At 66.5% G+C, this 13,089-nt stretch carries 10 protein-coding genes; 5 read left to right on the top strand and 5 right to left on the bottom strand.

Annotated elements, in window-relative coordinates; all coding sequences use genetic code 11:
* Positions 1–6 precede the first annotated feature (6 nt).
* Complete coding sequence (locus tag ACFE7K_RS02655; protein WP_375396610.1) at positions 7–528, top strand: hypothetical protein; 522 nt, start codon at positions 7–9, stop codon at positions 526–528.
* A 7-nt stretch (positions 529–535) separates the two neighbouring features.
* On the opposite strand, the gene ACFE7K_RS02650 is transcribed toward ACFE7K_RS02655, so the two are convergent.
* Both ACFE7K_RS02650 and ACFE7K_RS02645 read right to left on the bottom strand, forming a co-directional pair.
* Positions 536–1,507, bottom strand: coding sequence for an acyl-CoA dehydrogenase family protein (locus ACFE7K_RS02650; protein WP_375396609.1), 972 nt, complete (start codon positions 1,505–1,507; stop codon positions 536–538).
* Entirely contained in the window at positions 1,504–2,661 is a 1,158-nt protein-coding gene (locus ACFE7K_RS02645; protein ID WP_375396608.1) for an acyl-CoA dehydrogenase family protein, read from the bottom strand. The genes ACFE7K_RS02650 and ACFE7K_RS02645 overlap by 4 nt, the downstream gene beginning before the upstream one ends.
* 94 nt (positions 2,662–2,755) lie before the next feature.
* Here ACFE7K_RS02645 and ACFE7K_RS02640 point away from each other — a divergent pair, with 94 nt between their 5' ends.
* Positions 2,756–3,535: a TetR/AcrR family transcriptional regulator gene (locus tag ACFE7K_RS02640; protein WP_375396607.1), complete on the top strand. Its 780-nt coding sequence runs from the start codon at positions 2,756–2,758 to the stop codon at positions 3,533–3,535.
* Between the two features lie 6 nt (positions 3,536–3,541).
* Here ACFE7K_RS02640 and ACFE7K_RS02635 read toward each other — a convergent pair whose 3' ends face one another.
* On the bottom strand, positions 3,542–3,982 hold the full coding sequence (locus ACFE7K_RS02635; protein ID WP_375396606.1) for a nuclear transport factor 2 family protein: 441 nt from the start codon (positions 3,980–3,982) through the stop codon (positions 3,542–3,544).
* Entirely contained in the window at positions 3,979–5,619 is a 1,641-nt protein-coding gene (locus ACFE7K_RS02630) for an AMP-binding protein (protein ID WP_375396605.1), read from the bottom strand. The genes ACFE7K_RS02635 and ACFE7K_RS02630 overlap by 4 nt, the downstream gene beginning before the upstream one ends.
* Here ACFE7K_RS02630 and ACFE7K_RS02625 point away from each other — a divergent pair.
* The 3 genes from ACFE7K_RS02625 (at position 5,618) to ACFE7K_RS02615 (ending at position 10,090) form a co-directional block, all read left to right on the top strand.
* On the top strand, positions 5,618–7,189 hold the full coding sequence (locus ACFE7K_RS02625; protein WP_375396604.1) for an NAD-dependent succinate-semialdehyde dehydrogenase: 1,572 nt from the start codon (positions 5,618–5,620) through the stop codon (positions 7,187–7,189). The genes ACFE7K_RS02630 and ACFE7K_RS02625 overlap by 2 nt on opposite strands.
* Positions 7,186–8,610, top strand: a complete 1,425-nt coding sequence (locus tag ACFE7K_RS02620) for a malonyl-CoA decarboxylase domain-containing protein (RefSeq protein WP_375396603.1) — start codon at positions 7,186–7,188, stop codon at positions 8,608–8,610. The genes ACFE7K_RS02625 and ACFE7K_RS02620 overlap by 4 nt, the downstream gene beginning before the upstream one ends.
* A gap of 235 nt (positions 8,611–8,845) precedes the next feature.
* Positions 8,846–10,090, top strand: a complete 1,245-nt coding sequence (locus ACFE7K_RS02615; RefSeq protein ID WP_375396602.1) for an MFS transporter — start codon at positions 8,846–8,848, stop codon at positions 10,088–10,090.
* Between the two features lie 303 nt (positions 10,091–10,393).
* On the opposite strand, the gene ACFE7K_RS02610 is transcribed toward ACFE7K_RS02615, so the two are convergent.
* The gene (locus ACFE7K_RS02610) at positions 10,394–12,793 is read right to left on the bottom strand and encodes a TonB-dependent receptor (RefSeq protein WP_375396601.1); all 2,400 of its coding nucleotides are present in this window, start codon (positions 12,791–12,793) and stop codon (positions 10,394–10,396) included.
* Positions 12,794–13,089: the final 296 nt, after the last annotated feature.

The following is a 13,089-nucleotide window of genomic DNA, read 5'->3' as shown; positions in this document are numbered from 1 at the left end:
AATTGTATGGAAGATCTCACCATTCAACTCGGCTTCGGCCTCATGCCCGGTGGCCGCAGCTACGAGGTGGCACCGCGCCCGCAGCCACCGCACTGGACGCACGCCGGCTTCTTCTACGGCGCTGAAACCTCCCAGGATCCTACGGCGGTAGCCGGCGGTGGCGGGCTAAGGCTGAGCGCGCGACCACGCACACCGCCGATCGGGCGGGTCGATGAGAATGACGCTCTGTGGCTGGTCCTCACCAATCCGGTGGCGGGCGCCGAGGATGCGTTCAACGACTGGTACGACCATCGCCACATCCACGACGCGCTGGCGGTGCCCGGGTTTCGCTCGGCGCGCCGTTATCAGGTGTTGACCATCGCGGGAGGATCGCAATCCTATGGCTATGTCGCGCTATTCGGCATCGACCCTGTCGATCCCGACGCGGCGATCGCCGAAGCGCGTGGCCGTGCCGGCACCACGCTGATGCCCAATCCCGGCTATCTCGCGCCGGGCGCTCTGACGGTGACATTGCGGCCGCTCGACTGACGCGACATCATTCCGCCTCCACGCCAGCCGGTGGGGGGAATGCGAGCAGCGCGGCGAGGTGCGTCGATCGGCCGCCGACGGTACGCGCCATCAGGTGCGCCCTTTTTAGAAATACATGGACGTCGCATTCGGCGGTGAAGCCAATGCCGCCATGGACCTGGATCGCCGCTTCGGCATTCTCGATTGCGGCTGCGATGGCGGTGGCCAGCGCTGCCGCCACTTGGAAAGGCGCGGCGTCAGGCGTGCAGGCGATCGTGGCTCCCGCGAGCTTGACCTGGGCTTCGGCGGCATAGGCGCGCAGGCCCATGTCGGCACAGAGATGTTTTACCGCCTGGAACGCGCCGATGGGCTGCCCGAACTGCTCGCGCACGCCGGCATAATCAACTGCCAAGTCACGGCACGCGGCCGCCATGCCGGCGAGCATGGCTGCGATCAGCAGCAGCCCGCGCTCGGCGGGCACGCGCGAGACGATCCGGCCGAGGTCCAGCCGTCCGGCCTCGATCACAACCTGATCGTCCAAGGAGTCGACCGGCCGGCCTTCAAACGCTGCCACCGGCATCAGCGAAATCGCCTGCGGTTCGAACAACAGCAGATCGGCCGCACCTGTGCGGTCGACCGCGAAAAATCGCCCACCGCGGGCCGGAAACGCCAGAGCCGCGCGACGGCGGCCTGCTAGCAGCTCGGCACACACCTCGGGAGCGGCGATGGCGGCGGCTAGCGTGGTCGCCAGTGCGGTGACCGGCGTCAGGTGGCGACCGGCGAGCAGGTGCAGCAGCACCTCTTCGGCGACACCGAGGCCCAAGCCGCCCCGCTGCTCAACTACACCGACGCCGAACCAGCCCCAGTCCGCCAACGCGGCGTGAACGTCACCGCCATGCGCGCCGTTGCGCAGGCGTGACACGGGCGCGCTCGCCTCCAGCAAGTCCGCCGCGCTCTCCACAATCTGCCGCTGCTCATTATCGGCGCGCAGGTCGATCATGCCGCTTTTCCCTGACGCGGCAGACCGAGCACCCGCTCCCCGATGATATTGCGCTGGATCTGCGACGTGCCGGCGGCGATGGTCAGCTTGAAGTCCTCAAGATAGCGGCGCGGCCACTCGTCGAACGCTTCGCGATCGAGCGCCTCGGGACCGAGCACATCCATCGCCAGCGCCGACGCGCGTCGGCCGAGCTCGGCGAGACACAGGCGGATATACGATCCCTCCGCGGGCGCGGAGTCGCGGGCGATCAGCAGATGGACCATCGCCTGAAGCGCCGCTGCGTCGGCGCGCGCCTGCGCCAGCCGTTCCCCAAGGGCGCTGCCGTCGAGCGCGGGCAGCGCGGCGCGCGCATAGTCAATCAACTCGTCGATGCGCCGCGCCGTCTCGATCGCGACCGGAAAAGACGCCGCGCCGCGTTCGAAGCTCAGCAGCGACATGGCGACGTCCCAGCCGTTGCCGAGGCCGCCGACGACGCTCGACACCGGCATGCGAACCTCGTCGTAGAATACCTCGCAGAAGTCGGTGCCGCCCGCGATGTTGCGGATCGGCCGGACGTCGATACCGGGCAGCGACATGTCGCAAATGACGAAGGTCAGGCCTCGGTGGCGTCGCGACCCAGGCTCGGTGCGGATCAATAGCTCCTGATAGGAGGCATACAGTGCGTAGCTGGTCCAGATCTTCTGTCCGGTGACGACGATCTCATCGCCCTCCACCACCCCCCGCGTGCGGATGCCGGCAAGGTCCGATCCCGCGCCCGGCTCGGAAAAGCCCTGACACCAGATCGCGTCTCCGCGCAGGATACGGGGAAGGTGAAATGTCTGCTGATCCTCCGTGGCGCGCGCGATCAGTGTCGGGCCGGCGTGTTGAAGCGCCACGAAGAAGCTGTTGCCGGTGTGGTCGGGCGCGCCGGCGCGCGCGGATTCCTCATACCAGATCAGCTGGCGCGACAGCGGCAGGCCGCGTCCGCCATAGCGCTCCGGCCAGGCAATGTGACCCCACCCTGCGTCGAACTGCCGCCGCCGCCACGCAACGTCGTAGGCACGTTGGGCGTCGCCGGTCCGGTGTGGCCGTCGCTCACGCGGAATGCTCGCCTCCAGCCAAGCACGCGCCTCGGCCCGGAAGACGACGTCCTCAACCGTTTCGCCAATCCGCACAATCCTCGCTCCTGCGGAAGCGCCACCAACCGCGCCCGATAAAATGGAATGCCTTCCAATCTTGCTTATTTGCCTTTCGCGGTCAATTGGTCAAATGCTCTCTCATTCCTGCCGGGAGCAGGGCGACGTGCCGGAGAGCCGGATGAGCAGGCGCGAGCAGGCAAAAGCGGGGCGACGCTCGCGGATCGTCGCGGCGGCGCACAATCTCATCTCTGAAGCAGGCGTGGATGCCCTGTCGATGAAGCAGGTCGCCGAGCGCGCGGGCGTCAGCCTGTCCACCGTCTACAATCTCTTTGATTCCAAGGAGGCGGTGCTGACGCAGGTATTCGTCGACACCTTCGTCCTGTACCGTGAGCTGGTGTTCGAGCGCGCCTCGAATGATCCTTTCGAACTTCTGTTCGAGTCGGTCGACATCGCGGCCGAGTTCTACGAAGCCGAACCAGCCTTCTATCGCTCCATGGTATGGCTGGTAGGCAAGGAATCGGCCGTCAAGCTTACCATTCAGCAGCCGCGCCTCGAATTCTATGCCGACATGGTGCAGCGGACCATCGATGCGGACCTGCTGCGACCGGGAACCGAGCCGCGGCTGGTCGCGGCGCTCATCTCGCCGCTCTACAGCCTTGCCTATCAGCTGTGGGCGGCCGGAACGGCAAGTATCGACGAATTCTGCATTCGGGCAAAATTCGGAATGCTCGTGGCACTGAAGGCCTTTGCTCGTCCGGAAGCGCTGCCGACATTTGATGCCCTAGCCCAACCGCTCGAGAGCTGGCTGGTGGCGCAGCTCGGCGTCAGCCGTGCGCGGCGGGGGATCGTCCCGCTCCAGCGGCTGCGCGACGCGCGAGGCGAAGCGGTCGCCGCGATGGCGGACTCGTAAACTCCGTCATGTCGACGACGCCCGTTTCGAGCCCGGCGAATGCTCAACCCGCGTGCGCTCCAGCCGCCGAGAGGTGATGAGCCAGGCGCCATCGCGACAGGCGTAGGTCTCGTGATAAAATCCCCAGCCGTGTAGCCAGTGCTCGTCGCCATCCTGCAGCCAGTAACGCCGGTCCTCCATCGTCCAGCTGCCGCTCGCGATCTCGTCGGAGCGGATGGCGATGTCGGGACTGTAAACGTGGTGGATCGACGTAACCCCCGCCGTTTCCGCGCGCAACGCCGCCATCATCGCATCGCGGTCGCCCGCGTCCTTGAAGAAGTCGGAGACGTGCTCGGGTGCATGGCAGGCCTGATATGTTTCCCAGTCGCGGGCGTCTAGCGCGCGGACCCGCCGCGCGACCAGCCGCTTGATCTCCTCGATCGCCAGCAGCCGTTCGAGTTCGGTCATCGCCGCTCTCGCGCTATGCGGACGCCGACCGCCTCGCGATCCCATGCGTCGGCTCCGATCCCCACCTCGCGCAACAGGTGCTTCATGACGCGGGCACTTGGCGTACGCGGCAGATCGACGACGAAGCGGAGGTAGCGCGGCACCATATAGTGGGCCATCCGAAGACGAAGGTGCTCGATCAGCGCCTCCGGGGCGAGCGCCTCGCCGGGTTTCAACACGACTACCGCCAGCACGTCCTCCTCGCCGAGCGGGCTCGGCACGCCGATCACCGCCACGTCCTTTACCGCCGGATGGCTCGCGATCTCATCCTCCACCTCGACCGAGGAGATGTTTTCGCCGCGCCGACGGATGGCATCCTTCTGCCGGTCCACGAAATAAAAACGACCCTCCGCGCTGCGGCGCAGCCGGTCGCCGGTATGGAACCAACCATTGCGCCACGCCGCCGCCGTCGCTTCCGGCATCCGCCAATAGCCCGGCGAGATGGTCCAGGGCCGGTCCGCACGAACGATCAACTCCCCCGCCTCGCCCTCCGGCACCTCGCGATCATGCTCGTCCACCAGCCGCGCCTCGTAACCCTGCCGCAGCCGCCCACAGCTCGCCGGATCGGTCGGATTGATCTCCGACACGATCGGAATCGACAGTTCCGACATGCCATAGGAGGTGACCACGTCGACCCCGAAGCGTCGCGCGAACCCCGCAGGATCGGATACCAGGGGTGACATGGAGGCGAGCCGCAACGTATGGTCGCGGTCGTCGGGGCGCGGCGGCTGATCTTCCAGAAACCGGGCAACGGCGCCGATCAGGACGCAGGCGGTAGCGCCGTGATCCCTGACCGCCTGCCAAAACGTCTCGGTGCGAAACCGCTCCAGCAGTGCCACCGAGCCGCCCAACAGCAGCATTCCATAGACCACGCGCGTGCCACCAACGTGGAACAGCGGCGTACTCGCAAGATAGACATCCTCCGCCGAAAGCCGGCCGCTGGACGTTGCGAGCACCATGTCGTGCATCTGCACATAAGTGACGATCGCCCCCTTGGAGGGACCGGTGGTCCCGGAGGTGAACAGTATGAATTGCGGTTGCCAAGGCTCGACCGTGATGTCCGGAACCGCGTCGGGATCGGCGCCGTCCATGCATTCCGCTAGCGTCAAACGGCCCGGCCCGGCGTCTCCCCTCGCAACGACCAATTGCCGCAGTTCGCCCAAGTCGATCCCGTCGAGCCGATCGGTATAGCCGGCATCGATCACACCGACGCGGGCGCCGCTCAGCGTCACCAGATGCTGAAGCTGCGCGCCGCGCACGGCGGTGTTGAGTGCGGCCAGCGCGGCGCCGAGCAGGTTTGCCCCGAACCACGTCCTGAGAAAATCGGGGCCGTTGGGGAGCAGCACCAGGACCGGGTCGCCCGACCGGACGCCCAGCGCGGCCAACCCAGCCGCCGCGCGACGGGCGTGCAGCAGCGTGTCGGCATAGGTCCAGGCCTCACCGCCATCAAATCGAACGAACACCTTGTCGGGATGCGTTCTGGCGCGGCGTTCGAGCAGGTGCCGCAGGACGCATTCGTCGCGGCTGGGCAGCTCCCGCGATTGCCATTCCCAACGCTCCGCATCGCGCCTTGTCGCCTGGTCCCCATCCTCGATCATGTTCTCCCGCCGCTCTCCTGTCCGCGCGTGCGTTACGTGCATCATTGACGCGGTCTCGCCAATCGAAATATTGGAACATATTCCAATTGGCAGACACGCGACGGAGACCCGGATGAGCAGCCATGACGCCTACGCCTCCTCGCTGTTCATCGACGGCCGCTGGCGCGGGGCAGCGTCGGGAGAGACGTTCGACGTGCGCAATCCCGCGACCGGTGATGTCGTCGCTGCGGTCGCGGCCGGCGGCCGTGACGACGCGCGCGAGGCCATCGAGGCGGCGGCGCGGGCGCTGCCCGCCTGGTCGTCACAGACCGCTTACGAACGGTCGGCGATCCTCTATCGCGCATGGGAGTTGCTGACGGCGAATACCGAGCGGCTCGCGCGCATCCTCACCACCGAGCAGGGCAAGCCGCTCAAGGCGGCGCGGACAGAGGTGAAATACGCCGCCGACTTCCTGATCTGGTTCGCCGAGGAGGCGAAGCGGGTCTATGGACGCACCATCCCTTCCCCACGCGGTGACCAGAGGTTCATGGTGCTGCAGCAGCCGATCGGGGTCGTCGCTGCGGTGACGCCGTGGAACTATCCAATTTCGATGATCACGCGGAAGGTGGCACCGGCGCTGGCCGCAGGCTGCACGATCGTCTTGAAGCCGGCGGAGGACACGCCGCTGTGCGCGATCGAGATGTTCCGCCTGCTCGAAGAAGCCGGCGTTCCCGCCGGGGTTGCCAACCTAATCACCGCCGGGTCGCCTCAGCCGATCGGCGACGAGTTCGTCACCAACCCGCTGGTGGGCAAGATCACCTTCACCGGCTCTACAGCGGTCGGCAAGATGCTGGCGCGCGAAGCGGCAGACCAGATGAAGCGCATCTCCCTCGAACTCGGCGGCCACGCGCCGTTCATCGTGTTCGAGGATGCCGATCCGGTGCACGCCGCCAAGGGAGCGGCGCTGGTCAAGTTCCTGAACACGGGACAGGCCTGCATCAGTCCCAACCGCTTTTACGTTCACGCCTCGATCCACGACGCCTTCGTGGCAGCGTTCGCAGACCGCGTCAGCCGCCTGCAGGCAGGGTCGGGAATGGACAAGGACGTGACAGTGGGCCCGCTCATCAATGAGCACGCGCTCCGCAAGATGGAACGGCAGGTGGCCGACGCTCGGGCCAAGGGCGCGAGGATCGCCGCCGGCGGCGCTCGCCTCTCCGGACCGGCGGTGGACAAGGGGCTGTTCTTCGCGCCGACCGTGCTCACCGATGTCACCAAGGACATGCACATCTACCGCGAGGAAACGTTCGGTCCGATCGGCGCGGTCTGCACATTCGAGGACGAGCAGGACGTTGTGCGTGCCGCAAACGACACGCGGTACGGCCTCGCGTCCTACATCTACACCCGCGACCTGGCGCGAGCGCTGCGCGTGAGCGAAGCGCTGAAATTCGGCATGGTGGGTATCAACGACATCAACCCTACCGCCGCCGCCGCACCCTTCGGCGGGGTGAAGGAGAGCGGCCTGGGTCGCGAAGGCGCGCAGGAGGGGATCATGGAATATCTCGACACGAAGCTCCTCGGCATCAGCTTATGAACGCGTCGCCGCAGATCGAGGAGCGCGCGCGCGGTGGCTGGGGATGGCTGTGGCGGCGGCTGGGCGGGCGCAGCGAAGCCGCCCTCGCCGGCCCGGTGGAACGCTGTGTAGCCACAGCAGAGCTGCTCCTCGCCGAGAGCAGCGACGGGCAGGCCGTGCACATCGCAACGGCGCTGAGCGACATGCTGGCCGCCCTGTCGGCGGACGAGATGGCGCTTTTTCTGCAGCGACTGGCGTCGGCCTTCGGTCCCGACCATGCGCGGCTGCAAGCCGCCGTGAATGATTACCTGAACCAGCCAGACGGCGCGTCGGCGGCATGGATCGGCGCAGCCGCGCAGATGCGCGCCGTCGAGTTGCTGCGGCGGCTCAACATGACGCCGGGCGCCACCGCGTTGATCGTGGCGCTGCGCGCCGAGATGTTGCGGCTCGGTCGCAGTGAAGCCGCCGTGGCACTGTTGGCCGAAGAAACGCGGCAACTGCTCTCCTCTTGGTTCAACCGCGGCTTTCTGCGTGCGGAGAAACTCGACTGGCAGTCGCCGGCCGCGGTGCTGGAGAGCATCATCCGCTTCGAATCGGTCCATGCCATCGATGATTGGGACAGTTTGCGCCGCCGCCTCGATGGCAATCGTCGCTGCTTCGCCTTCTTCCACCCCGCCATGCCGGGCGTACCGCTGATCTTCATCGAGGTCGCCCTGACCGACGGCATGAGCGACCGGGTGGGTCCCATTCTCGACGGCGACGACCGGAACGTGCCGCTCGACGCGCCGACGCATGCGATGTTCTACTCCATCAACAACTGCCATCGCGGGCTGGCGGGTATCAGCCTGGGCGACCTGCTCATCAAGCAGGTCGTGCTCGATCTCAGGACCGAGTTCCCGTCGCTGAAGTCTTTCGCGACGCTGTCGCCGATCCCCGGCTTCCGGACATGGCTTACCGAAGAGTGCCGCATTGGACGCGTATCCGATCTTCCGGAGGCGCTGCTCGACGCGCCCGACCTGCTCCACGACGGCGGCGCAGCAGGTCCGCTGCGTGACCCGCTCACGCTACTGTGCGCGCGCTATCTGAGCGGGCGAACCGCCAATGGCGGTTCTGCAACGGTGAGCGATCCTGTGGGGAGGTTTCACCTGTCGAATGGCGCGCGACTGGAGCGGATTAACTGGTGCGCCGACCCGTCGCCGAAGGGGGTGCGGGAAAGCTTCGGCCTGATGGTGAATTACCGTTACGTACTCGACACGATCGATGCCAACCATCGCGCCTTTGTCGGTGATGGCCGGGTGGCGATTTCGTCCGGCGTGGCGGCCCTGCTCGATCCGCCGTCCGTGTCGCGGCGCATCGCGCGGACCTCCGCCTGGATCAAGACGGCGCCCCGCCCGACGTCCAGGACGACGACGCCTCCCGCTTCATCACGGCATTGTCCTTGACGCGCTATCGCACTGACGAGGACCAGATCGCGCTAACGCCGAACCTTGACGGCGCGATCGTCTGGATGCCTCGATCACGGCGTTTGAAGGAAGCGGCGGCGTATCGCCGCGCCGACATGGCGATCGACCAGGCCGGTCAGCCGCGGCGGGTCTGTAGGGGGAGAGGTTGAATGGCAGGGGATGACGTTCGGGAGCGCGATACAGGTGGCGTCCGGCTTCGCGCCGAGACCGCGCGATGACCGCCGAGCCGCCAGCGCGGCCTTTTTTCGGCTGGCGGATGGTCGCGCTCGCCTTCGTCACCTACAATCTCGGGCTGACCGTCGTTATCAACGCCTTTGGCCCGGCGCTTCCCGCATTGCAGCGCGAGCTGGGCCTGTCGCGCGCAGCCGCGTCGCTGCCGTTCGGCGTGCTGCTATTGGCCATGGGGACGCTGGCGCCGCTGGTCGGCAACCTGACGAGCCGGGTCAGGCTGCGGACGCTGATGACCGTGGGCTGCATGGCGCACGCGACCGGCTTCGCGCTGCTCGCCTTCGCGAACAACCTGTTGACGGTGCTGGTGCTGTTCGGGCTGCTGATCGGGTCGGGCTGTTGCCTGATGGCGGTGATCTCGGCGCCGACGCTCATCAGCCGCTGGTTCGAGCGCGACCGCGGCAAGGCGCTGGGGTTCGGTCTCGTCCAGGTGTTTGGGATCGCGGCGGCGCCCCTCGCGGCCTGGCTGATCGGGCAGGGCGGGCGGCAGCTCCTGTTCCTGGCGCTCGCCGGCGTGTTCGTCTGCGCAATTCCCGTCATGCGCCTCGCGATCGAGCGGCCCGAGGATGTCGGCCAGTCCCCCCGCCGCGACCCCGAACGGGCGGACGCGCCCGATGCGCCCGCGCTCGCGAGCCACGGTGCCATCCTCTCCGACCCTGCTTTCTGGCTCATCAGCTTCGCGATCGGCATCGCATCCGCCGCCGGCACCGGGTTCACCGCGCACGGACCGGCGATGGCGATCGCCAAGGGCCTGGCGCCGACGCTCGCCTCGACCATGCTGTCGGGGGCGGGCATCGGCGCGCTGGTCGGCGCGATCGCCTATGGGTGGCTGATCGATCGCATCGGGCCGTTCCACGCGCTGACGCTGGCCCTGCTCCAGATCGCCGTCACCTGGTTCGCCTTCTCGCTCGCCACCGCGCCGGCGGCGCTGATGGTGCTATCCGTGTTGATGGGGGCGGCGATGGGCCCGGCGATCACGCTGCACAGCGCGTGCATCGGCGAGCGCTTCGGCGCGGCGTCGTTCAGCCGCGTCATCGGCTATAGCTATTTCACCAAGATCCCGTTCATGTTCGGCGCGGCGCCGCTGGCGGGCAAGCTCTACGATCTGTCGGGCAACTACGCATCGACCTATGCGACGGCGATCGCGGCGCTGCTGACGGCAGCGGTGGCGGCAGCGGTCCTCGCGCTGCTCGGCCGCGCGCCGCGAACGCAAGTCGCGCCGGCGGTCTGAGCCAGCCGATCCGATCGCACCGACAGCGACGTCTCATCTCGCGCCCGGATCACGGCGTCCGCCATCGCGGCGGCGCCGCCATTGCGACGCAGCTCGCGGTCGAATCTATCGGCTCGACGATGGCAGGATGACGCAGACTTTCGACACGCGCGTCGGGTCCATCTGTCGCTATCGGATGACGATGCGCTGGGTGAGGCATCGGGCTATTTGCATCGGGCGAGAACCGCGCTGACGATCGATCACGTCACGGCGAAGCGATCGCACGACACGGAGCGTCCAGGCGCTCGCGTGCCGTCCGGTCGATCAGAAGGTGACGTTGATGCCGATGCCGTATTCGCGCTGCGGCGCATATTTGACGGAATCGTCGCCGCGCGTATTAGCCACGAAATCGGTGCGGTAGAGTCTGTTGGTCAGATTGTTGCCGAAGATCGAATAGGTGACGCGCCCGTCCGTTGGGGTCCAGCCGAGCCGTGCATTCAGGATGAAGTACGGGTTTTCAGGTGACAGATTCCCCGGCTGCCAAAAGAACTTGCCGGTATAAGACCCATTGACGTTCGCGTTGAGCTTGCCGCCCGCGACGTCGCCTTCGTAGTTGATCCGAGCGTTGGCGGTCACCTTGGGCGCACGCACCATCTGGCTGCCCGATGCGTCGTAATTCGTGCGCGACGCCTTGTTGATGCCCGCCGTCGAGGGCGTGGCATTGTTGGCGGCGATCTGCGCATCCGTCAGCGGCGTGACCGCCAGCGCGGTGTTGTAGATGCCGTAATTCAGCTTCGGCTCATAGCTGATGCCGGTATTGAACGAGAAGCCGTTGCCGACGTTGCCGTCGGCCGTGAATTCCACCCCGCGCATCTTGGCCTTGGTCGCGTTGCTCAACGCGACGGTCAACGTGCCGTTGATGTTGACGTAGGACGAGAGCTGAATGTCCTTGTAGTCATAGGCGTATCCGGCACCGGTAAACGTAATGCCGGCGGCGCGAACCTTCGCGCCGATCTCGTACGCCTGGATCTTCTCCGGATTCACCGCAGGATTGGTCGGCGAATATCCGTTGAACACGCCGGACTTGAATCCGTTGCTGACCGACGCATAGACGTTGGCGTTGTGCGCGAAGTCGTAGCGGGCGACGGCGCGATAGGTCGTGCTGTTCCAGCGCTGTGCCTTGTCGTAGACGGTGGTGTTCGCGACACCGCCCAGGATGAGCTGCTGATAGTGGAAGGTCTTCTTCTCGGTGTTGTACCGGAGCCCCCCCGTAAGGTGCAGTTCCGGCGTGACGTTGTAGGTCAGCTCGCCAAACCCCGCGATCGCTTCGGTCTTCACATGGTTGGTGAAGTTCGACGTGATCCGGCTTCCCGCGACAGAGGACGAAGGAAGGCCGGTCAGGCCTTCCGCGTCGCCCAGACCCTGGCGAAAATAGGGGTTGCCGGCCGAGCCGTGAAAGTAATAGCCGCCGAGGAGCCATGTGAACGCCGACGCCGCGTCGCCGCCCGATAGATTGAGCTCCTGGCTGAACGCGTTCTCATATTGATTGAGCGCGTTCCAGCTGCTGGTCACGTTCGTCGCCGGCGTCGTCGGGAAGACGTAGGTGCCCGACAGGCTCGTACGATCCGTATCCGACTGAGAGACCACATGCACGCGGCGGAAGCCCGTCAGCGAGCGCAGCGTGATGTCGTCCGTCGCTTCCCAATGCGCGTCGAGGCTGGTGCCCCAGCCACGCAGGTCGGCCTTCGGCTGCGTGCTGCCGGCATAGCGGTTGGTGGTGCTGGGAACCACGCCGGGGACGGACGGGAACGGGTTGGCATTGTTGTTCACTTCCGAGATGAACACGCTGTCGTTCTGCTGGCTGAAGTCGTCGGCCGCGAGCACGGCCTCGAACCTGTCGGACGGCCGGAACAGGATCTTGCCGCGGACCAGATAGTTGTCCGGCGCGCCGTAATACCGGCCGGCGTTCGGGCCGCTGCCCTTGATGAAGCCCCTGCCCTTACGCAGCGAGCCCGAGAGCGAGGCCGCCACCGTCTCCGACAGACCGGTGGTGACATAGCCGTTGAGCCGGAGTTCGTTGAAGTTGAAGCCGTAGTCCGCGCCGATGTTGCCGCTGGAGTCGAACGATGGCTTGCGCGTGATGATGCGGATCGCACCGCCCGTGGCGTTGCGGCCGAACAAGGTTCCCTGAGGGCCCTTGAGAACCTCGATGCGCTCAATGTCGCTGAGATCGAAGAAGCCGGCGATCGGCGCGCCGACCGAAATGTCGTCGAGGTAGATCGCGACGTTGAGCGCATCGCCCGGAGACGTGCCGGACGACGCGATCCCTCGGATCAGCGGCAGGAAGCCGAAGCCGTTGTTGACGGTGACCAGGCCCGGCGTGGTCTGCTGCAGGTTGACCGTCGAGATGATTCCCGCCTTCTGCAACGTCTCGCCCTGAACCGCCGAGATCGACATCGGCACGTCGAGCAGACGCTCGGCGCGCTTCTGTGCGGTGACGATGATATCACCCGAATCCACCGGCGCCGCGGCCGGGTTCTGCGGCGGCGTCGCAGCCGTGGCCTGCGTCTCGACCGAGGGCGAGGCGGCGGCCTGCGGCGGGCTCGCGGCGGGGGCCTGCGTCTCGACCGGGGACGGCGCGCCCGTGGCTTGCGCGAACGCCGCCGCGGGGAGAGCCAGCAGCGCCATTGCGGCCACCCCGCCCATCAGAGCATTCCGTACCATTGGCCCCTCCATCCTTGCGCTCGCGCCTTGCCCCGAACGACGGCTCAGGAACGCGATTTTAACGAGCGCTAGCCGAGCGCCGCCGCGCCCGTCTTGATGTTGGACGACATGAAATCCACCCTTCCCGACATTGGTTAGTCCCGACGATAACTACCCGATGGAAGCTCGATTTCGCACGATTGGCGAGGCTGGATGTCGGCGCGGCAGCGCGCTAAGCCCTGGTGCCAAGGTCAAAGAGCGGGCTCGAACCGCCCTCGCCAGCCCTGACCATTGCAAGGCCATGGCGGGCAAAGAGG

The sequence above is a fragment of the uncultured Sphingomonas sp. genome (assembly GCF_964244265.1).
Taxonomy (GTDB): domain Bacteria; phylum Pseudomonadota; class Alphaproteobacteria; order Sphingomonadales; family Sphingomonadaceae; genus Sphingomonas.
This window is presented reverse-complemented; position numbering and strand designations above follow the sequence as displayed.